At 64.2% G+C, this 20,961-nt stretch carries 20 protein-coding genes and 2 tRNA genes; 7 read left to right on the top strand and 15 right to left on the bottom strand.

Annotated elements, in window-relative coordinates:
• Positions 1–17: 17 nt before the first annotated feature.
• The 4 genes from H290_RS0112970 to H290_RS0112955 form a co-directional block, all read right to left on the bottom strand.
• Positions 18–647, bottom strand: coding sequence for an ATP-dependent Clp protease proteolytic subunit (locus H290_RS0112970; protein WP_020107238.1), 630 nt, complete (start codon positions 645–647; stop codon positions 18–20).
• Positions 648–721: 74 nt separating this feature from the next.
• The gene (locus H290_RS0112965; RefSeq protein ID WP_028463131.1) at positions 722–1,330 is read right to left on the bottom strand and encodes an ATP-dependent Clp protease proteolytic subunit; all 609 of its coding nucleotides are present in this window, start codon (positions 1,328–1,330) and stop codon (positions 722–724) included.
• Between the two features lie 162 nt (positions 1,331–1,492).
• Positions 1,493–2,854, bottom strand: a complete 1,362-nt coding sequence (gene tig / locus H290_RS0112960; protein ID WP_020107236.1) for a trigger factor — start codon at positions 2,852–2,854, stop codon at positions 1,493–1,495.
• A gap of 32 nt (positions 2,855–2,886) precedes the next feature.
• Positions 2,887–2,960: transfer RNA gene (locus H290_RS0112955), tRNA-Pro, on the bottom strand.
• 200 nt (positions 2,961–3,160) lie between these two features.
• On the opposite strand from H290_RS0112955, the gene H290_RS0112950 reads away from it, so the two are divergent.
• A tRNA-Gly gene (locus H290_RS0112950) sits at positions 3,161–3,234 on the top strand.
• Between the two features lie 48 nt (positions 3,235–3,282).
• On the opposite strand, the gene H290_RS0112945 is transcribed toward H290_RS0112950, so the two are convergent.
• The 3 genes from H290_RS0112945 to H290_RS28505 all read right to left on the bottom strand — a co-directional run bounded on the left by H290_RS0112945 (position 3,283) and on the right by H290_RS28505 (position 6,227).
• Positions 3,283–4,155 carry a CPBP family intramembrane glutamic endopeptidase gene (locus tag H290_RS0112945; protein ID WP_020107235.1) on the bottom strand — a complete coding sequence of 291 codons (873 nt, stop codon included), beginning with the start codon at positions 4,153–4,155 and terminating at the stop codon, positions 3,283–3,285.
• Positions 4,156–4,344: 189 nt separating this feature from the next.
• Positions 4,345–5,016 carry a response regulator transcription factor gene (locus tag H290_RS0112940; protein WP_020107234.1) on the bottom strand — a complete coding sequence of 224 codons (672 nt, stop codon included), beginning with the start codon at positions 5,014–5,016 and terminating at the stop codon, positions 4,345–4,347.
• Positions 5,013–6,227: a sensor histidine kinase gene (locus H290_RS28505; RefSeq protein WP_020107233.1), complete on the bottom strand. Its 1,215-nt coding sequence runs from the start codon at positions 6,225–6,227 to the stop codon at positions 5,013–5,015. Before H290_RS28505 ends, H290_RS0112940 begins: the two co-directional genes overlap by 4 nt.
• 339 nt (positions 6,228–6,566) lie before the next feature.
• Between H290_RS28505 and H290_RS0112930 the strand changes: the two genes are divergently transcribed.
• Both H290_RS0112930 and H290_RS0112925 read left to right on the top strand, forming a co-directional pair.
• Positions 6,567–7,721 carry a lipase family protein gene (locus tag H290_RS0112930; protein ID WP_020107232.1) on the top strand — a complete coding sequence of 385 codons (1,155 nt, stop codon included), beginning with the start codon at positions 6,567–6,569 and terminating at the stop codon, positions 7,719–7,721.
• A gap of 175 nt (positions 7,722–7,896) precedes the next feature.
• Complete coding sequence (locus H290_RS0112925) at positions 7,897–8,574, top strand: L,D-transpeptidase (RefSeq protein WP_020107231.1); 678 nt, start codon at positions 7,897–7,899, stop codon at positions 8,572–8,574.
• 98 nt (positions 8,575–8,672) lie between these two features.
• On the opposite strand, the gene sthA is transcribed toward H290_RS0112925, so the two are convergent.
• The 4 genes from sthA to H290_RS0112905 form a co-directional block, all read right to left on the bottom strand.
• Complete coding sequence (gene sthA / locus H290_RS0112920) at positions 8,673–10,109, bottom strand: Si-specific NAD(P)(+) transhydrogenase (RefSeq protein ID WP_020107230.1); 1,437 nt, start codon at positions 10,107–10,109, stop codon at positions 8,673–8,675.
• A 142-nt stretch (positions 10,110–10,251) separates the two neighbouring features.
• Positions 10,252–11,106, bottom strand: coding sequence for a PE-PPE domain-containing protein (locus H290_RS0112915; protein ID WP_020107229.1), 855 nt, complete (start codon positions 11,104–11,106; stop codon positions 10,252–10,254).
• Between the two features lie 51 nt (positions 11,107–11,157).
• Positions 11,158–11,955, bottom strand: a complete 798-nt coding sequence (locus H290_RS0112910) for an Fpg/Nei family DNA glycosylase (RefSeq protein WP_028463130.1) — start codon at positions 11,953–11,955, stop codon at positions 11,158–11,160.
• Between the two features lie 16 nt (positions 11,956–11,971).
• Positions 11,972–12,445 (bottom strand): ribose-5-phosphate isomerase, encoded by a 474-nt coding sequence (locus H290_RS0112905; protein ID WP_020107227.1) that lies wholly within the window; start codon positions 12,443–12,445, stop codon positions 11,972–11,974.
• Between the two features lie 101 nt (positions 12,446–12,546).
• Between H290_RS0112905 and H290_RS0112895 the strand changes: the two genes are divergently transcribed.
• Positions 12,547–13,611 (top strand): M48 family metalloprotease, encoded by a 1,065-nt coding sequence (locus tag H290_RS0112895; protein WP_020107225.1) that lies wholly within the window; start codon positions 12,547–12,549, stop codon positions 13,609–13,611.
• Positions 13,612–13,628: 17 nt separating this feature from the next.
• Here the strand turns inward: H290_RS0112895 and H290_RS0112890 are convergent, their stop codons facing one another.
• Positions 13,629–14,240 (bottom strand): DsbA family protein, encoded by a 612-nt coding sequence (locus H290_RS0112890; RefSeq protein WP_020107224.1) that lies wholly within the window; start codon positions 14,238–14,240, stop codon positions 13,629–13,631.
• Between the two features lie 172 nt (positions 14,241–14,412).
• On the opposite strand from H290_RS0112890, the gene pepN reads away from it, so the two are divergent.
• On the top strand, positions 14,413–16,980 hold the full coding sequence (gene pepN / locus H290_RS0112885; RefSeq protein WP_020107223.1) for an aminopeptidase N: 2,568 nt from the start codon (positions 14,413–14,415) through the stop codon (positions 16,978–16,980).
• An 87-nt stretch (positions 16,981–17,067) separates the two neighbouring features.
• Here the strand turns inward: pepN and H290_RS0112880 are convergent, their stop codons facing one another.
• The 3 genes from H290_RS0112880 to H290_RS28500 all read right to left on the bottom strand — a co-directional run bounded on the left by H290_RS0112880 (position 17,068) and on the right by H290_RS28500 (position 18,591).
• Positions 17,068–17,541 (bottom strand): DUF5130 family protein, encoded by a 474-nt coding sequence (locus tag H290_RS0112880; protein WP_020107222.1) that lies wholly within the window; start codon positions 17,539–17,541, stop codon positions 17,068–17,070.
• Positions 17,528–17,779, bottom strand: coding sequence for a hypothetical protein (locus H290_RS0112875; RefSeq protein WP_020107221.1), 252 nt, complete (start codon positions 17,777–17,779; stop codon positions 17,528–17,530). The genes H290_RS0112880 and H290_RS0112875 overlap by 14 nt, the downstream gene beginning before the upstream one ends.
• A gap of 122 nt (positions 17,780–17,901) precedes the next feature.
• Positions 17,902–18,591, bottom strand: coding sequence for an HNH endonuclease (locus H290_RS28500; RefSeq protein WP_020107220.1), 690 nt, complete (start codon positions 18,589–18,591; stop codon positions 17,902–17,904).
• A 222-nt stretch (positions 18,592–18,813) separates the two neighbouring features.
• On the opposite strand from H290_RS28500, the gene H290_RS0112860 reads away from it, so the two are divergent.
• On the top strand, positions 18,814–19,218 hold the full coding sequence (locus H290_RS0112860) for a globin (protein ID WP_020107218.1): 405 nt from the start codon (positions 18,814–18,816) through the stop codon (positions 19,216–19,218).
• 64 nt (positions 19,219–19,282) lie between these two features.
• The gene (locus tag H290_RS0112855; RefSeq protein ID WP_020107217.1) at positions 19,283–20,932 is read left to right on the top strand and encodes a glycoside hydrolase family 13 protein; all 1,650 of its coding nucleotides are present in this window, start codon (positions 19,283–19,285) and stop codon (positions 20,930–20,932) included.
• Positions 20,933–20,961: the final 29 nt, after the last annotated feature.

The following is a 20,961-nucleotide window of genomic DNA, read 5'->3' as shown; positions in this document are numbered from 1 at the left end:
GCGACAGCCCATACGCGCTACTTGCGGCCCGACTTCTTCCGGTATTCGAAGACCTCGTCGATGATGCCGTATTCCTTGGCCTGCGCGGCGGTCAGAATGTTGTCGCGGTCGGTGTCCTTGCGGATCTTGTCGGACGGCTGACCGGTGTGACCGGCCAGGATGTCGTCGAGCTTCCGGCGGATGCGCTCGATCTCGGCGGCCTGGATCTCGAGGTCGGAGACCTGACCCTGGTATGCCCCACCGGTCCGCGGCTGATGGATCAGGATCGTCGCGTTCGGCAGAGCCGCCCGCTTGCCCGGTGTACCACCGGCCAGGACGATCGCCGCCGCAGATGCTGCCTCACCGAGGCACACCGTGGCGATGTCGCAGTGGACGTACTGCATGGTGTCGTAGATGGCCAGCATCGCGGGCACACTGCCACCGGGCGAGTTCACGTACAAGATGATGTCGCGGTCGGGATCCTGCGACTCGAGCACCAGTAGCTGCGCCATGATGTCGTTGGCCACGGTCTCGTCAATCGGTGTGCCCAGGAAGACAATTCGCTCTTCGAAAAGCTTGGCGTAGGGGTTGTACTCGCGAGCACCGTTCGGTGTGTGCTCGATGAACGAAGGCAGGATGTACCGCGACTGGGGTGAAAGGTTGTTCATGGTCCTCATTACTTTCGGATGAGTGTGCGAGGGGCCGGAGACGAAGCGGAGCGGAGCTCGACCAGAGAAGCCGGTCAGGCGCGCGAGATCACGTGATCGACGAGGCCGTATTCCTTGGCCTGCTCGGCCGTGAACCACTTGTCGCGGTCGGCGTCCAACTCGATCTGTTCCAGCGTCTGTCCGGAGAACTCGGCGTTGAGCTTGTTCATCTCTTTTTTCGTCAGCGCGAACTGCTCGGCCTGGATGGCGATGTCGGCAGCCGTGCCACCGATGCCGGCGGACGGCTGGTGCATCATGATCCGCGCGTGGGGCAGGGCGTGCCGCTTGCCCTTGGTGCCCGCGGCGAGCAGGAACTGGCCCATGGAAGCGGCCATGCCCATCGCATAGGTGGCGACATCACACGGTGCGAGCTGCATGGTGTCGAAGATCGCCATCCCGGCCGTCACCGAACCGCCGGGGGAATTGATGTAGAGGTTGATGTCTTTTGTCGGATCTTCTGCCGACAGCAACAGAATCTGGGCGCACAGCCGGTTGGCGATGTCATCGTCGACCTGGGTTCCCAGGAAGATGATGCGCTCACGCAGCAGACGCTCGAAGACCGAGTCGGTCAGATTCAGTCCGGCCACACCCGAACTCGCGGATACTCCGGAGAGCGCTGGCGTGTGGATCTTCGGCTCAGTCACGGTACCTACCTTCGCGTCCCAGGATCGGCTCCTGGGATTTTTCGTTCAACGGACTCACAGTGATTTGACTGCTGGCTTCGACAGTAACGAATAGGGACGACGCCGAACCCTCGGCGTCGCCCCTATTCGCTGACAGCAGAATGCTTGCTGGCGTTTTGTCTCTTATGACTCGTCGGTTGACTCGTCACCCTCTGCGTCTGCAACCTGCTTCGGGAAGAACTCGTCGGTGTCGACCACGGTGCCGTCGGTGTCCTTGACGGTGACCTCGTTGACGATCGAGGAGAGCGCCTTGCTGCGGCGGACCTCGGCGTAGATCGCGCCGACCTGGCCGGCCTGCTGCAGCTGCTGAGCGAACTCGGCGGGCTGCATGCCGTAGCGCTGCGCCTGGAACATGATCTGCTGCATCAGCTCGTCCTGAGCGACGTCGGTCTCCTGCTGATCGGCGATCGCGTCGAGCAGCAGCTGGGTCTTCACCGACTTCTCGGCACCCTCACGCGCTTCGGCTTCGAACTTCTCGCGGGTGGTGCCCTGAGCCTCGAGCAGACGCTCGAATGCCTCATCGTCGTGATTGAGGCTGTGGACGACCTGGTGGATCTGGCCGTCGACCTCGGCGGCGACGATCGCCTCGGGCAGCGGAACGTCGATGGTCTCGACCAGCTTGGCGACGAGCGCCTCGCTGATGGCGTTCGCCTGACCCATCTTCTTCGACCGGGCGACACGCTCACGCAGGTCGGCCTTCAGCTCGTCGACGGTGTCGAATTCGCTTGCCAGCTGGGCAAACTCGTCGTCGACCTCGGGAAGCTCGCGCTCCTTGACCGACACGACCTTGACGGTGACGTCGGCTTCGTCGCCACTGTGGTCTCCGGCGACCAGCGTGCTCTTGAAGATCTTCTCTTCGCCGGCCTTGAGACCGATGAGGGCATCGTCGAGTCCGTCGATCAGCTCACCCGAGCCGACCTCGTGGGACAGACCGCTCGTCGCGGCTTCCTCGACCTCTTTGCCGTCGATGGTGGCCGACAGGTCGATGGAGACGAAGTCCCCATCGGCGACCGGGCGGTCGACACCGGTCAGGGTGCCGAAGCGGGCGCGCAGGGCCTCGAGCTGCTCGTCGACAGCGTCGTCGTCCACCGACACCGGCTCGACCTCGATCTCGAGGGTCGAGTAATCCGGCAGGTCGATCTCGGGGCGCACGTCGACCTCGGCGGTGAACGTGATGCTCTTGCCGTACTCGAGTTCCGAAAGATCGATCTCGGGCTGGCCGATGGCCTTGATCTCGCTGGACTCGACAGCCTCGCTGTACTTGGCGGGGATCGCGTCATTCACGACCTGAGCCAGCACCGCGTCGCGGCCGACACGGGCCTCGATCAGCTTGGCGGGTGCCTTACCCGGACGGAAGCCGGGGATCCGGATGTCCCGTGCCATCGTCTTGTAGGTGCGGGCGAAATCCGGCTCGAGTTCCTCGAAGGAAACCTCGACGTTGAGTTTGACCCGCGTCGGGCTGATCTGCTCGACGGTGCTCTTCACTTGACTCCCTTGTAGTGCGTTTCTCTCGTGAGTCGGGATGACAGGATTCGAACCTGCGACCCTCCGCTCCCAAAGCGGATGCGCTACCAAGCTGCGCCACATCCCGTGAGGTCTTCCGAAAGCGAGCAACACTCGCCGCTTTCGCCGAACGCAAATACTACGTGACCGCTGCCCCGCGAACCTAAACCGGGCGTCACAGGCCCGCACCACGCCGTCGCGACCAGGCGATTTCATGTCGGCCGGATCGAGGCGGTACAGTTCGTTTCGCAGCGGCAGCAGTGGCGATCCCAGTGATGTCGTATGCATGCGGGTGTAGCTCAATGGTAGAGCCCTAGTCTTCCAAACTAGCTACGCGGGTTCGATTCCCGTCACCCGCTCCACCTGCAAAAAGCCCCGGTCAGCGTGCTGACCGGGGCTTTTTTGGTGAGTCAGTGATGCATGGCGACTTCAAGCTTCGGATTCACCTGCACGTCTTCGACCAACGGAAGATCTCGACGCCACACCTTCGCCCGCCCCAGGTAGACGGCACCGACCAGGATGACCGCGCCGAAGGTGGCGATACCGCTCTCCCCCGCCACGTAGGCAAGATCTGCCGGTGACGCGGCGACCACGGCGGCGGCGCCGAGGACAAAAGCCGTGTTCGCGGCGTTGTGTGCCACAGCTACTGGCCAGACCGTGTGTGAACGATCCCAGAGATATGCATAGAAGATGCCGGCAACGGTGATCGTCGCGACCGCCATCGGGGCGACGATCCATCGACTGCCGTCTGCGTCATACGTGGTGGCGATGAGGATGAGCGGCAGGTGGAAGCAACCATGGATGAATCCGGTCAGCACAGCCGCCTTGCGCCGGTTGGTGAACTGCTGGATCCGGGGCAACAGAAATCCGCGCCAGCCGATCTCTTCGCCCAGGATGAACACGGTGCCGATGGCGAGTTCGATGACGAGGTCGGCCACCCAGCTCGCACTGCCGAGCGGCGTGAAGTGGATGGACACGAAGTCGGCGACCCCCGACAACACCGCGGCACCGTAGGCGAGGATCACCAGCACCATCGGGATGGCCAACGCCGGTCGCAGCGCCGAACCGCCCGAGCGCCGCAGACCGAAGCTGTTCCAGAGTTCTCGGCGTTTGCCCTTCGGGATGATGGTGAACGTCATGATGGCGACGGTGACCACCGGTACCAGCACACTGAGCATCGTGTTGATACCGGCGTCGGGCAGGACCACGGCGATACCGATGGCAAGCGAGTACGCCACCGCGACGAAAACGGCGATTTCACGAAAGGCATTGGATCCGAACATCAGAACTCCTGTGCGACTGCGATCGGGGCGATCGCTGCGGGGCGTGCGGCCGGCTGACCGTGCCCCATCAATGTGCTCCCCCGGACATGGGGTGGGCATCTGGCGCGAGGCCCTTTGTGGACGAGACCGCAGACAGAGCCCAGACCCGTCTCCTCTGTCTGCAGATAGAGACCGCAGGGGGTTACGAGGTCACGCCCCCGGTACCGCCAGTCCCGATTCGTAGGCGTACATGACCAGTTGCGCACGGTCGCGGCTGTCCAGTTTTGTCAGCAGATGGCTGACGTGGGTCTTCACCGTGCCGTAGCCCATGTGCAACGAGGTCGCGATCTCGTCATTGGACATGCCTCGCGCAATGGCGATCAGAACCTCGCGCTCCCGCGCGGTGAGCCCGTCCTCGGGCGGTGGCCGTGGACCCGAATCCGGCAGCGCGGCAAAGCGTTCGATCATCCGCCTGGTGACAGCCGGATCCAGGAGGGATTCTCCGCTCGCGATGACCGCGATGGCGTGCAGCAGCAGGTCGGGCCTGGTGTCTTTCAGGAGGAATCCGCTCGCCCCGGCACGGAGCGCCTCGATCACGAGTTCGTCTTCGTCAAAGGTTGTGAGTATCAACACCTTTGTGCCTGAGCACGCCGGATCGGTGACGATACGCCGGGTCGCCTCGATTCCATCTGTGCCGGGCATCCGGACGTCCATCAACACGACGTCCGGAGTGGTCCGGCGGCACAGATCCCACCCCTGTTGTCCGTTGTCGGCCTCGCCGACGACCTCGATACCGGGATCCGAATTCAACAGCACCACGAAGCCGGAACGCACGAGCGCCTGATCATCGACGACGGCCACTGTCGTCACGGGCGCGCTCACGAGGCACCCTCACGCCGGGCGGGAAGCGTCCCGTGGACGCGGAATCCTCCCGCTGGGTCGGGACCTGCGATCAGGGAACCACCGACAATCTGTGCGCGTTCCCGAAGGCCGATCAGTCCGTGGCCGCCACCGCCGTCCGGCCCGGGCGCGACCGAGCGCCCACCGGGGTCGGTCACGTCGATGTCGAGATGATCGTGTTTGTGGTCGAGATGTACACGCGCCGACGAGCCGCCATATTTGAGCACGTTGGTCAGCGACTCCTGCACGATCCGATAGGCAGACAATTCGACTGCGGCATCGAGTTCGACCGGTGTACCCGTCTCGTCGAACGCCACCTCGAGCCCCGCCGACCGGACCACAGCGATCAAAGCGGGTAGCTCGCCCAGGCCTTGCGGCACCGGACCATCGACACGGTCACCGTCTTCGCGGAGAATGCCGAGCATCGAACGGGTCTGGGCCAGCGCCTCACGACTCGTTTCGGCGACAACAAGAAGGGCGCGTTCGGCTGCGTCGACGTCGGTATGGATGACATGCGCACCGACACCCGCCTGGACGGCGATGAGCGACATGCTGTGCGCCACCACGTCGTGAAGTTCACGCGCGATCCGCAGGCGTTCCTCGGCGACCGCGCGCGTCGCCTGTTCGCGCGCCAGGGCCGCATCATGTTCGGCGGCCCGGATCTGGTCGCGATGCTGTGCGCGGCGACCGCGGATCGCGTCGCCCACTGCCCAGGCCGTGAGGAGAAGCGCCCAGGCCTGCAAGAGGTCTGACATGCGCAGGTCGGGGACATCGGCGGCTGCGAGTGCGGCGAAGACTCCCATGGTGCCGATGAGTGCGAGTGCGGCATTGCGACGCCGGCCATGCGCGGCCAGGGAGTAGAGGGCAAACAGCAACAGGATCGACAGCAAGCCGATGTAGTTGCCGGTCAGCACAACGATCAGACAACCGGTTGCGAAGGCGTAGTACGACAGCGTCGGGTGTACGCGTCGCCAATAGAGCGATGCTGTCGCGACAATCGTGCCGATGACCGCGATCGCGTTCGGCTCGTGCAGCCGGGGATCGACGGCGTGGACATCCGTGCTCAGCAACGAGATGAGCGCAAGCGCGGTCGCGACGACCGCGATGCCGATGTCGAGAAAGGGCGCCAATCGCCTCGCCGCGCCCGCCCAGATGCCGCCTTCGTTCCACACGGAGCGGGCCGGCCGGTTCATGGCGCGGATGCTACGCGTGTTGTGGACTACTCGGGCACAATGTTTGATCGCCGCGATCAAAACCGTTGTGATCCAGGCGCTGACGGGATCACCCAGCCAAAATGATCGTCAGGCTCAGGCTGAATTGAGCCCACCCGCTTCGCCTTGACAGGTCCTGCCTGACAACGGTTACATATCGGACATCGTCGTCGGGGAGGTCGACGCTCGTTGCTGCATTGACCCATGTGACCCGGAGGCCCTCTTTTGAGCACGTCCAGTACTGCCGTGTTCCGCACTCGACTACGACGTCGGCTGATTACCGTCGGAACTCTCTGCGCGACCACCTTGGCCCTGCTGACAATGACGCCCGCCGTTGCCGGCGCCGACGACGTCGCGCTACCGACTCCGCTGGGCGACCGCTTTTACGTCGCTCCGGCCAATATCGGCGACTACGCCAACGGTGACATCGTCGCCAGCCGCAAGATGCCCAACCCGCCGGGGTTCGTGAATATCGAGACCTGGCAATTGAAGTTCCGCAGCACGGACATGTACGAGCGGCCGATCGCCGCCGTCACGACCCTGCTGCTGCCCCAGAACCGGACCGCGAACGCGCCTGTTCTGAGCTTCCAGGACATCGTGAACGCGCTCGGACTCGAATGTGCACCTTCACAAACGCTGTTCACGCAGACCAACAGCCTTACCGCTCGTCAGGGACCGGCTCTGAACGGATTGCTGGCACAAGGCTGGGTCATCGAGGTCCCCGACCATCTCGGCCCGCGCAGCGCGTACGGTGCCGCCCAACTCGGTGGCCGGATCACCCTGGACGGCATCAAGGCCGGAAAGAACTTCCGCACCGCGAACATCTCCGGGAGTCCCGTCGGACTGATCGGGTATTCCGGTGGCGGAATGGCCACCGCGTGGGCGGCTGCACTCGCGCCCACCTACGCACCGGGACTCCGGTTGGCCGGCAGCGCATACGGCGGCGCACCGATGAATCTGATCAAAATGGCGGAAGGCCTGGGTTACAACAACCCTCATCCGGCATTCGGACTCGCGTACGCCGCCGCGGTCGGACTGTCGCGGGAGTACCCGGACGAGATCCCGATGTGGGACAACCTGACTGATCTCGGGCGGTCGATGTACCTGCGGATGCAGAATGCCTGCACCAACGAGATCCTGGAGATCGGGCAGGATCACAGCGCCGACGAGATGACACCGGACGTCAAGATCTTCGATGACCCCACCGTCCGGGCAGTCGTCGCCGCCAACGGCCTCGACATCTACCCCGGGTCACCGAACTCGCCCGTCTTCGAATGGCACAGTCCCACGGACGAACTGATCCCGGTCGATTCGATCATCACCACCAACAACCGGTATTGCCGTGCCGGTGTCCGAGTATCGAGCCTGCTCACCCCGGCACCGAATCATGTGGCCGCCTATCCACTGGGCATCCCCGGGGCGATTCAGTGGCTGTCTGATCGATTTGCCGGTCTGCCGGCGCCAAGCACCTGCTGACGGCCAGTGAGACAGATCACTCTTGGCCCGGAGTGTCGAACCTCACTGGTCCCATCAGCAACTCTGACCTCAAAAGCGTTCGTAGCGTTTGGCCGGGTGGTACCAACATGCAAGTATTGAATCTGCGCTTTCGGGAGGCGCATTAAACCGCAGCCTAACGTTAGGGTTATCCATAGTGTCGACCAGCAAGTTCACCCGCGGGAGCACCGCGAAACGCCTTCTTGCCGCCGGACTCGGTGTTGTTGTCATGGCCTTGGCCGTCCCAACTGCAGCTTCGGCACAGCCGTCGCCCACCATCCCCGGGCTTCCCGGCGTGCCGCTCCCCCAGATCCCTGGCCTGACCGTGCCCACACCGCAGGCACCGGAGACCACGCCCCAGCCTGCCCCGGAGCCCGTCAAGCCGGCCGAGCCCGCACCTCCGGTGAAGACCGACACCGGCTGGGTCGCGCTCGCCGACGACGCCACCCACGAACTGACCGTGTGGCACGACGGCAAGATCGTCCGCAAGATGCCGATCTCGATGGGCTCGAACGAACACCCGACCCCCAACGGCACGTACTACACCAAAGAGAAGTACCGCGACATGTACATGGATTCGTCCACGTACGGTGTCCCGATCGACTCACCCGGCGGTTACCGCACCTATGTCGAGTACGCGATCCGGATGTCGTGGGACGGAATCTTCCTCCACGCCGCACCATGGTCGCTGGAGCAGCAGGGCAACACCAATGTGAGCCATGGCTGCATCAACGTGAGCACTGAGAACGGTAAGTGGGCCTACGAGAACTTCCCGGAAGGAACTCCCATCGTGGTGCAGGGCACCATCGGTGGGGAGTACATCCAGGGCAGCTAGACCGCAGAGCATCTGAAGAACCGGCGCCGAGAGCATCTCTCGGCGCCGGTTTTTTCGTATCGCGTGTTGCTTCGCCCGGTGCCTGTGTGGTGACGCGCTTATTCCGCGCCGAGATCATGCCCGTTGCCGACGCCGGTGACCCGCGCGATGGCCCGCATCTTGTTCACCGCGTCCAGGGCCGCCACCTTGTAACCCTCGGCGAGGGTCGGGTAGTTGAACACCGCATCGACCAGATAGTCGATGGTTCCCCCGCAACCCATCACGGTCTGCCCGATGTGCACCAATTCCGCGGCGTTGGAACCGAATACATGCACGCCCAGGATGCTGCGGTCCTGTGCGTGGACCAGGAGTTTGAGCATGCCGTACGCGTCACCCATGATGGTGCCCCGGGCGAGCTCCCGGTAACGGGCAACACCGACTTCGAAGGGCACGTTGTCCGCAGTCAGCTGTTCCTCGGTCTTGCCGACAAAGCTGATCTCCGGGATCGAATAGATACCGATCGGATGTTTGGACGAGTCCGCGACGCCGACCGGTTCACCGAAGGCGTCGTAGGCGGCCCGTCGTCCCTGCTCCATGGCGGTGGCCGCGAGCGCCGGGAATCCGATGACGTCGCCCACCGCATAGATGTGCGGCACAGCCGTGCGGAAGCACTCGTCAACCTTGAGGCGGCCGCGATTGTCGCCCTCCAAACCGGCTGCGGCAACACCGAGTTCCTCGGTGACACCTTGACGGCCGGCTGAATACAACACGGTGTCGGCAGGGATCTTCTTCCCCGACTCCAGCACCGTGACGGTTCCCGCCTGATGCTTCTCGACCAATTTCACCGATTCGCCGAACCGGAAGGTGACGCCTCGGTCGCGCAGCTGGTACTGCAGTGCCTCGACTATTTCGCGGTCGACGAAGTCGAGCATGCTCTCGCGCTGCTCGACCACGGTGACCTTGGTTCCCAACGCCGCGAACATCGACGCATACTCGATCCCGATGACACCGGCACCGACCACCACCATGGACTGTGACACCCGGTCCATTCCGAGGATCTGATCGGAATCGACGATCGTCGCGCCGTCGAACTCGACGCTGGCCGGCCGCGCGGGACGGGTGCCGACCGCGATCACCGCGTGGTCGAACGTGATGTTCTTGTGGTCGCCGCCCTCGGATTCGACGGTGAGCTCGTTGGGTCCGACAAACTTCCCGCTGCCGATCAGGAGCGTAACCCGGTTGCGGGACAACTGATTCTGGATGACATCGATCTCTTTGCGCACCACGTGCGCCGTACGAGATGAGAGATCAGCGATGGTGATATCGGTCTTGAGCCGGTAGGACTGCCCGTACAACTCCCGCTGATTCAGTCCGGTCAGATACAGGACTGCCTCGCGCAGCGTCTTCGACGGGATCGTACCGGTGTTGATACAGACCCCACCGACCATGTTCCGGCGTTCGACGACCGCTGCCTTCTTGCCGAGCTTCGCGGCCGCGATGGCCGCCTTCTGCCCTGCCGGGCCGGATCCGATGACAACCAGGTCGTAATGATCCACGTCGATTTCTCCCAGCGTTGTTAGTTCTGGGAATCAGTGTCGCCCAACTAAGGGTGTCTCACATTTCAGACGCATGAATTGTTACCACCGGGCAGTTCGGCACCTGGCAGCCGGCGAAAGGCAGGTGCCGAGGTCAGAACAACTAGGCCGCACGACGGTCGATGCCGAACGGGAGGAACGTCACCTGAACCTGCAACCACTGCGCCAGGACCTCACAGCCCGACAAAGTCCCACCCGCCAGTGGCTCTGCGTCATACGCGGTGTGCCGCCCTCCGCTGCGGTTCACGATCTGCAGACCACGCCACATCAACTTTCGGGGCAGGTATCCCGCGATCTCGGCCATCACGATCCGCAGACGCCGCACGTCCTGACGCCATTGGCGTGGACTGATCGATGTGCGAGTCGCGTTCTGAAAGTCATTGCCCCTGAGCACCTGCCAGAGGTTGCGGAACCAGCCACGCACATCCCGGATGGACATCGCGGCAGTGAGGTCGGCAAAATCTCGCAGCAGTGAATCCCGGCTTGCATTGCAGATGACGTCGGCGGGGTCGGCGATCCACATCACCGGGACATCAGTGGGTATCGCCGGGCCTTCACCGGCCAGACCGAACCCGTCACAACCTGCAACGACCCCCGGCGGCTGGTGTGGATCGGCCACAAACCCGACCGCGACGACTGCCCGCGAACTCTTCCGATCCGCCAACAGGTTTCGGATCACCACTGCACCCTGGGAGTACCCGATCAACATCACCGGCCCGGGCGTCGCGACCAGGCGGTCCCGCAGGTTGGCCACGCCCGCGCGCACGCTGTCGAGATAGCTCATACCGGCCAGATCGGGGACCGGGCCATAGCTGGCCGGATACCCCACCCATTGACAGTCGAACCGTTCGTCGAGTCGGCCGGTCACCTCGGCGAGCAGCCCGCCGACCCGTTGACGGGTGTCACCTGCATAGGATTCTCCGGTTCCTCCGACCACGAGCACCGTCACGACTGCCATGCGACCATGATGCCGATCAAACCTGAGCGCCTGCTGAGGCGACCACCCACATCAGTCGGCTTGGCAGACCGGACACCAATACACCTTGCGCGCCACCATCTCTCCCATCAGGATCGGCGTCCCGCAGATCCGGCAGGGCTCACCGGTTCGCCGGTAGACGTAGGTCCGCGGCCGGCCCGGGCCGTACGCCGGAGCCCCGTGATCGTCATCGGGCCGGACCACGTGCATCTTGCCGCGCCGCACACCGATCGCCATCAAGGCGACCAGATCCGCCCACAATGCCTCCCATTCCGGGCGGTCGATCCCGGTGCCGGGACGATGCGGGTTGATCGCCGCCCGAAAGAGGACCTCGGCGCGGTAGACGTTCCCCACGCCGCAGAGCACCTTCTGGTCCATCAGAAGCGCCCCGATTGCCTTGCGGGACCGCGTGATCGCCGCCCAGGCCAGGTCAGGATCGGCGTCCTTGCGCAGCGGATCCGGGCCGAGTCGCGCGGTCAGTGCCGTCAGATCGTCCGGGGTGTACAGCTCGCAGGCGGTCGGTCCCCGCAGATCGGTGCCGTAGACCTGCGACTCCATACGCATCCGCACCTGACCGACCGGTTCGGGAAGCGGCGCTTCGCCTTCGCTGAATGCCCCGTAGAGACCGAGGTGCACATGCACGATCTCACCATTGCCGTAGCGATGGATCAGATGCTTGCCCCAGGCCTCGGCCCGGACGAACGTCTGTCCGTCGACCCGCCCGGCCCCCGAGGAGAAACGTCCCTGCGGACTACTGACCGCGACTTGCCGGCCGGCAAACTTTCGATGATGGATCCGGGCCAACCGGTGAAGCGTATGCCCTTCCGGCACAGCTGATTTCGAAGTCTCAGCCGGCAGGCAGCGCCGGCGGGACGCCGCTGCGCTCATACTGCGCGAGGATGTCGATGCGGCGCTGGTGACGCTCTTCACCCGACCACTCGGTACCGATGAAGGCGTCGACGATCGCGAGCGCCTCGGCCTGGCTGTGCATGCGGCCACCGATACCAATCAGCTGAGCCTTGTTGTGCTGGCGCGCCAACTGCGCCGTCTCGACGCTCCACGCCAGCGCGCAACGGGCTCCGGGGACCTTGTTCGCGGCGATCTGCTCACCGTTTCCGCTGCCACCGAGCACAATCCCGAGACTGCCTTCGTCGGCGACGGTCCGTAGCGCGGCGTCGACGCAGAACGACGGATAGTCGTCGAGCGCGTCGTATTCGTGCGCTCCACAATCGATCACCTCGTGACCCGAAGAGGTCAAATGTTCGGCAATCTGGGCTTTGAGTTCGAATCCGGCATGGTCGCCACCTAAGTACACGCGCATGGCAACCAGTCTGACAGAGTGCGGCGGCGCCCCGGGCATCGATCGGGAATCGGAGTTCACGGGTCGGGTGTTTGCGCAGGCCCGGCACTAGTCTCGGCAGAGTGAATCCCGACACGCCTACACTCCCACCGGCGTCGCACTGGCTTCCCCCGGCCCCCTATGCCGGACGGCCGAGGCGGCATCCGTGGGAGATTCCGATCCTGGTCCTGGTCCTGATCGTCGGCATCGGCGGGTACGTCCTGGGTGTGATCCTCGTGGCGACCGGTTCTCTGAACACGTGGTTCGTGCTGATCCTGATCGCACCGCTGCTGCTGTATCTGATCCGCGGCCTGACTTACGCGATGCCGCGCGTCAACGGAGTGAAGATGAGCCCCACCCAGTTCCCAGAGGGCTATCAGATGGTGGTCGAGGCAGCACGCAGATTCGGGCTCGAACATGTTCCCGACGCCTACGTCGTCCTCGGCAACGGCAGGATCAACGCCTATGCCTCCGGCCACGGATTCCGGCGGTTTGTTGTCGTTTATTCAGATCTTTTCGAGATCGGCGGGCACGCCCGCAGTCCTGAGGCGTTGCGGTTCATCATCGGCCACGAGGTCGGTCACATCGCGGCCGGGCACGTGTCGTATTGGCGACAGCTCGGTTCGACGATCGGCCTGAACATCCCCGTGCTCGGCCAGGCCCTGTCGCGGTCGATGGAGTACACCGCAGACAATCACGGCTACTACAACCAGCCGTCGGGGTCGCCCGGCGCCATCGGGGTACTGGCTGCCGGCAAATACATGCTGACGTCGGTGAGCTTCGACGAGTTCGCCGATCGGGCAACCCTGGAGAAGGGCTTCTTCACCTGGCTGACCAATCTGCAGTCGACCCATCCGGTGCTGACCTGGCGAGCTGCGGCCCTCCGAGACCGCTCCGGGGCGGGCCGGATGTTCTTCCGCCCCCGCCGGATCGTTCGGGGAATCGGCAGCGGCCACATCCAGATGCTGCCGCCCCCAACTCCTGTGCCCCCGACCTGGGCGGGGGCCATGGTTGCCGGCGGACCGATCAGCGGATATCCGCCGTACTTTCCGCCGGCACCTCCCGCGACGCCGTCTGGGCCCGCGGCCTCACCGCCGCCGGTCGACCTGACGAAGAATCAGGCCGACCGGGACCCACAGGAGCCGTAACCCGGGGACTGAGCAGGTCAGTCGAACTCCGGTCCCTCGTTGCGGGAGCGCTTGAGTTCGAAGAAGTGCGGGTAACTCGACAGCGCCAACGCGCCGTCCCACACCTTGCCGGCGTCCTCGCCGCGCGGGATCCGCGACAGGACCGGTCCGAAGAAGGCCACGTCGTTGATGTGGATCGTCGGGGTTCCGACGTCGTCGCCAACCTTGTCCATACCGGCGTGATGGCTCTTTCTGATCGCTTCGTCGAAAGTGGTTTCGTCGGCGGCCTTGGCCAGCTCCGCGGGCAGCCCCACCTCGGCGAGCGCTTGTGAAATGACTTCGTCGAAGTCCTCGATGCCCTTGTTGTGGATGAGCGTTCCGAAGGCGGTGTACAGCGGCGACAGGATCTCATCGCCGCGCTCGGCCTGCGCCGCAGCGATCACGCGGACCGGGCGCCAGGCCTGCGACAGTTTCTCCCGGTATTCGTCGGGGATGTCCTTGCCCTCGTTCAGCACTGCCAGGCTCATGATGTGGAAGTTTGTCTCGATGCTGCGTACCTTCTCGACCTCCAGAATCCAGCGGGAGGTGATCCAGCACCACGGGCAGAGGGGGTCGAACCAGAAGTCAACGCGATCAAGCGAGTCGGTCATGAGTTGGAGAACTCCTTCAGCAATAGAACGTGAGTAATGGTGCCGGTGGAAACCATCGCATGGTTCAACAACGGGCGGCGGGTCACATTCCCTCCCGCACTCAACCGGCGCGGCAGACCACGCATACGGTAGTTGTGTAGCAATCGGCAAAATCCCTGAGAAGCGAGGCAACGTGGCGGTACCAAACCTGACCCGGGAACTGGCGGGCCAACGCTCGGCGAACATCTCGGTCTCCAACTATGCGATCGATCTCGACCTCACCGACGGTGCGGGCAAACCCGGCGAGAAGACATTCCGGTCGGCGGTGACCATCACTTTCACCGCCACCTCCGGTTCGTCGTCGTTTGTCGATCTGATCGCGCAAACGGTGCATACCGCGACCCTCAACGGTTCGCCGGTGGACATCTCCGCCTACACCGAAGAAGACGGCCTGGCCCTGACCGACCTGGCCGCAGACAACACCCTGGTTGTGGTCGCCGACTGCATCTACTCCCATACCGGAGAGGGTCTGCATCGTTTTGTCGACCCCACCGACGACGCGGTCTACCTGTACTCGCAGTTCGAAACCGCCGACGCCAAACGGATGTTCGCCTGTTTTGATCAGCCGGACATGAAGGCCACCTTCGACGTCACCGTCACCGCTCCGGCGGACTGGAAGGTCATCTCCAACGGCGCCGGCACCGAAACCGGACCCGGCACACACACTTTCGCCACCACCCCGTTGCTGAGCACTTATCTGGTGGCCCTGATCGCGGGGCCGTATTCGGTATGGACCGACAGCTACACCGACGAGCACGGCACCATCGACCTCGGCATCTTCTGTCGCTCGTCGCTGGCCGAGTTCATGGATGAGGAGCGACTGTTCACCGAGACCAAGCAGGGTTTCGAGTTCTACCACAAGAACTTTGGGATCCCTTACGCCTTCGGTAAGTATGACCAGCTCTTTGTTCCCGAGTTCAATGCCGGCGCCATGGAGAATGCCGGCGCGGTGACGTTCCTCGAGGACTACGTCTTCCGTTCCAAGGTCACCAAGTACCTGTACGAACGCCGCGCCGAAACCGTGCTGCACGAAATGGCACACATGTGGTTCGGCGACCTCGTCACCATGCAGTGGTGGGATGACCTGTGGCTCAACGAATCCTTCGCCACATTTGCCTCGGTCCTCTGCCAGTCCGAGGCCACCGAATACAAGAATGCCTGGACCACATTCGCCAACGTCGAGAAGTCCTGGGCGTACCGGCAGGATCAACTCCCGTCCACCCACCCGGTGGCCGCCGACATCCCCGACATCGCGGCGGTCGAGGTCAATTTCGACGGAATCACCTATGCCAAGGGCGCTTCGGTGCTCAAGCAGCTGGTCGCGTACGTCGGTCTCGAGGAGTTCCTGTCCGGACTCCGCGACTACTTCCAGACCCACCAGTTCGGGAACGCCACGTTCGCCGATCTCCTCGGCGCACTCGAGAAGGCGTCAGGCCGCGACCTGTCCGACTGGGGTTCCCAGTGGCTGAAGACCACCGGTATCAACGTCATCAGTCCCGACTTCGACGTCGATGAGTCCGGGGCCTTCACCCGCTTCGACATCCTCCAGGACGGCGCGGCCCCCGGCGCGGGCGAAACCCGGACCCACCGCCTTGCTGTCGGCGTGTACGACGACGTCGACGGAAAGCTGGTTCGTACCAAGCGGGTTGAGCTCGACGTCGCCGGTGAGCGTACCGCCGTCGCCGAGCTCGTCGGCGTGAACCGCGGACAGCTGATCCTCCTGAACGACGACGACCTGACGTACTGCTCCGTCCGGCTCGATCCCGATTCGCTGGCCACGGCGACGAGCCGCCTCGCCGCCATCAGCGAGTCCATGCCCCGCACCCTGGTGTGGTCGGCCGCCTGGGAGATGACCCGGCAGGCCGAGATGCGGGCTCGTGAGTTTGCCGCACTCGTCGAGCACGGGATCGGCGCCGAAACCGAGATCGGTGTGGTGCAGCGGGTTCTCCTGCAGGCCCAGACCGCGATTGATGCCTACGCCGACCCCGAGTGGGCGACCTCGGTGGGCTGGCCGACGTTCAGCGCCCGCCTGCTCGAACTCGCCCGCGCGGCGGAGCCGGGTTCGGATCACCAGCTGGCCTTCGTCAACGCACTGCTGTCCGGGGTGCTCGCCCCCGAGCACACCGATGTGGCCCGCGCGCTGCTCGATTCCGACCCGGCCGAGGCGGGTCTGGCCGGACTCACGGTCGATACCGATCTGCGGTGGACGATCGTGCAGGCCCTCGCCACCGCGGGAGCCATCGACACCGACCCGGCCACCAGCCCGGTGATCGATGCCGAACTGGCCCGCGACAACACCTCGGCCGGCAGCAGGCAGGCTGCCAAGGCACGTGCTTCCCGTCCGCTGCCGGAGGCAAAGGCGAAGGCGTGGGCGCAGGTGACCGAGGATGACACCCTGTCGAACACGCTGGGGCGGTCGATCATCGCCGGCTTCTCGCGTCCGGGTCAGGGTGAACTCGTGGCGCCCTACACCGCGAAGTACTTCGAGATGGCCCCGCTGGTGTGGGAACGTCGTTCGAGCGAGGTTGCCCAGACTGTCGTGGTCGGGCTGTACCCGAGCTGGGCGGTGTCGCAGGACGCGCTGGCACTGGCAGATGAATTGCTGGCCGGCGATCATCCCCCGGCGCTGCGCCGGCTGATCTCCGAGGGACGCGACACCGTCGCGCGAACGCTGCGGGCCCGCACCTTCGACAAGAGCTAGACGCACACCGCCTTCACACAAAGGCGGGGCAACCGAAAGGTTGCCCCGCCCCTTGTGTCTGAGCAGATGTGTTTGTTCAGGTGTGGATCAGCGAACCGTGACCGCTGCCGCGATGACCCGGATGGCGGAGATCAGTCCGTCGACGAGGTCACCGGAACGGATGCCGGCGATCGCTGCGGTGACTCCGAGCTGGGCCACCCGATCGTTGAGACGTGCGGCGACCTCTTTGCCGGAGACGACGACAACGTCCTTGGTGTTCGGCGACACCGCGATCAGCGCGGCGTGCTCGGGTTCCGGCGCGTTCGGCAGGATTGCCGCGGCGCCGGCGACTGCATCTACGCCCAGGTCGCCGATGAACACCGAGAAACGGATTCCCGTCTCATCGGTAGCGTCGGCCAATGCCTCGTCCAAGGCCACCAGTTCGTCGGTCTTGAACGGCGGCGTGGTGGGCACATCCGTGGGGAAACGAGCTGCCGAGATCCGGCCACTGATGGTCAGTGCCGAACCCATGGGGAGCGTTTCCGGATCGACGGTCGACTTGACCACATCACCACTTGCCACTTGCCGAGCCTCCGATCAAATCGTCCGTGCCGTGCCCGTGATACGTCGGGGCCACAGGTGCGGCCTCGGTTGCGCTGAGCAGCAACGGTCCGTGCTCCCACTTCTGGTCGATCGTGTAGAACTTCACCTTCGGGTACTTGACACCGCTGGTGAACAGCAACGCCAAAATCACCATCACCACAGCAATGATTGTGATGATGAGGACCGGCATGCCGACCGCCACAATCAGGTCTTCCATCGTTCCGCCCTTCAGAACCGCTCGACTCTTGTGTCAAAACTTAGCCGACGAGCCGTGCCCACGTCTCGCCGAGGTCACCCGGCGCGTCGGAGAACAGTACGCGAAGGTCTCGCGGACCGCGCTCAGGCAGCCCCGACGTCGAGGTAGCGCGACCAGGCCGGGTCGAATTCCTTCACCGTGGCCAGCAGGCGCCAATGGCGTCCCTTCGGTGCGGTCAGGGCAACCTTGAGCGTCCACCCGAGCTCGGAGAGCATCCGGTCGGCCTTTTTGTGGTTGCACGAGGCACAGCACGCGACGCAGTTGTCCCAGGTGTGCGTCCCGCCGCGACTTCGTGGCACCACGTGGTCGATGGTGTCGGCTTTCGCCCCGCAATAGCCGCAGCGCGTCCGGTCCCGTTGCATCAGCGCCGCCCGTGTCATCGGGATGACCGCGCGATACGGAACCCGCACATATGTCCGCAGCCGGATCACCGACGGCACCGCGATCGCCATCTCCGCCGAATGAATGAGCGGCCCGTTGCCGTCCTCATGGATGACATCGGCCCGCTCACGGAGCACCAGGACAATTGCCCTGCGTATCGAGATCGCGGCAAGTGGCTCGTAGGTCGCATTCAGGAGCAGCACGCGGTGCTTGCCCCAGCGCGAATTGGATCCACCCGCCGGCGGCGCCCCGATGGCGTCGACGGCGCGGGGACCGGTGTCGAGCGTGGACACGCTCGCCGCGCCGCGCGATCTGACGCGTCCATCAGTGGTGGTCGAGACACGATCGTGCCCCGCGTGGCCCTTCTTGCGCTGCACCTTCACCCGCGACATCTAACCTCCCGGCCATACGAACCGACCTCGATGGGAACGATTCAGTTCAACACGGATACCGAACAATTGCACGACAAAATGCAGGTCGCCACCGGGCTTCTGTGTGAACTCTGGATGTCCGCGCCCGCAGCACCAATCGTCTGGGCCATGAAGACACGATCGTTCGGGCACCGAACAGACCTACGGGCGGCGGCCACGCACACGTGATCGGCGAGTGGAACAATGGGTGCCGTGACTACTTCTCCGCAGACGTTCTACGAGGCAGTGGGCGGCGAACAGACGTTTCACGACCTGACCGCCCGCTTCTACGAGGAAGTCGCGAAGGACGAGATCCTCCGACCGCTCTACCCCGAAGAAGACCTCGGTCCGGCCGAGCGGCGGATGCGGATGTTCCTCGCACAGTACTGGGGCGGACCCCGGACGTATTCGGACGAACGAGGCCACCCGAGGTTGCGGATGCGGCACAACCCGTTCCGCATAGGCCCCATCGAAAAAGCGGCCTGGCTGCGATGCATGTACATCGCCATCGCTTCGATCGACTCCCAACGCCTCGATGATGATCATCGGCGGGCGCTGACCGACTACGTCGAGATGGCGGCCGACTCGATGGTGAACTCCCCGATGTGAGACCGATACGCGCCACAGCCGCATGATCCTGACGTTCGCACGGGAGTGAGGCAAGATAATTCAGGTGAGTGACGAGACAAGCGATCTTTCCACGGCCGCAAGCGATGTTTCGGCGGAGGTTCAGTCCCAATCCGATCCAGGATTCCCGCGGTGGTGGCAGAACGCGATCTTCTATCAGATCTATCCCCGTTCGTTCTCTGACGACAACGGCGACGGTATCGGCGACATCCGCGGTGTGATCGACAAACTGGGCTATCTCGAGCTGGTCGGTGTGGACGCCATCTGGCTCAGCCCGGTGATGAAGTCCCCGATGGCCGACCACGGCTACGACGTCTCCGACCCGCGGGACATCGATGACCTGTTCGGTGGCCTCGAGGCGCTCGATGCACTCATCCGCGAAGCCCACGAGCGCGACATCAAGGTCACCATGGACCTCGTCCCCAACCACACCAGCGACCAACACGCCTGGTTCATCGAGGCACTCAACTCCGAGCCCGGCAGCGCTGCCCGGCAGCGCTATATCTTCCGCGACGGTCTCGGCGACGACGGCAGCCTGCCGCCCAACAACTGGACCAGCGTGTTCGGAGGCCCCGCCTGGAACCGTGTCACCGAACCCGACGGCCGCCCGGGCCAGTGGTACCTCCACATCTTCGTCCCCGAACAACCCGATCTGAACTGGGACAATCCGGAGGTCTTCGCCGACCTCGACAAGACACTCCGATTCTGGCTCGACCGTGGTGTCGACGGATTCCGGATCGACGTCGCCCACGGCATGGCAAAGCCCGAGGGTCTCCCCGACATGAACAATGACGCGGTCGGACTCCTGGGCAACCTGGACGATGACCCCCGCTTCGACAACGACGGAGTGCACGACATCCATCGGCGAATCCGCGCGGTCCTTGACGACTATCCCGATGCCATGGCCGTCGGGGAGATCTGGGTCAAGGACAACACCCGGTTCGCTGATTATGTGCGCCCGGACGAACTCCACCTCGGCTTCAACTTCCGGCTGGCACAGGTGCCGTTCGAGTCCGAAGAGATCCGGCTGGCGATCGAACACTCACTGGAGTCAATCGCATCGGTGTCGGGTACACCCACCTGGACATTGTCGAACCACGACGTCGAGCGGGAGGTCACCCGTTACTCGACCGCCGATTCACCACAGGCCGGCATCGACCGGGCCCGCGCGATGATCCTGGTCGAACTCGCGCTACCGGGCGCGGTCTTCATCTACAACGGCGCCGAACTCGGCCTGCCCAATGCCGACCTGCCGGACGACGTGCTGCAGGATCCGGTCTGGGAGCGCTCGGGACATACCGAACGCGGGCGCGACGGGTGTCGCGTGCCGCTGCCCTGGGAGGGCACAACTCCCCCGTTTGCGTTCTCCAGCAACCCGGATACCTGGTTGCCGATCCCCGCGGAGTGGGCGGCCCTGACCGTCGAGACTCAGCTCGAAGACGTGAACTCGACGCTGTCCCTGTACCGGCAGGCGATCGAGTACCGCAAGACGCGTCCGGAATTCGCCGGCGAGGCCATCGAGTGGTACGGCGCGCCGGCCGGATGCCTGGCATTCCGCCGGTCGCTGGGCAAGTTGGTCTGTGCACTCAACGCCGGACCCGAACCGATCGGTCTGCCGCCGGGAGAGGTCCTACTCAGCAGCGCACCTCTGGTCGACGGCAAACTCCCACCGAATGCGGCGGCCTGGCTCGTCTGACGCCGAACGGTCCGTCCGCGGTCGCGGCG

The organism is Nocardia sp. 348MFTsu5.1 (assembly GCF_000383535.1).
In the GTDB taxonomy this organism is placed as follows: Bacteria; Actinomycetota; Actinomycetes; order Mycobacteriales; family Mycobacteriaceae; genus Williamsia; species Williamsia faeni.
Note: the sequence above shows the minus strand (reverse complement) of the source record. Positions and strands in the feature narration are given on the sequence as shown.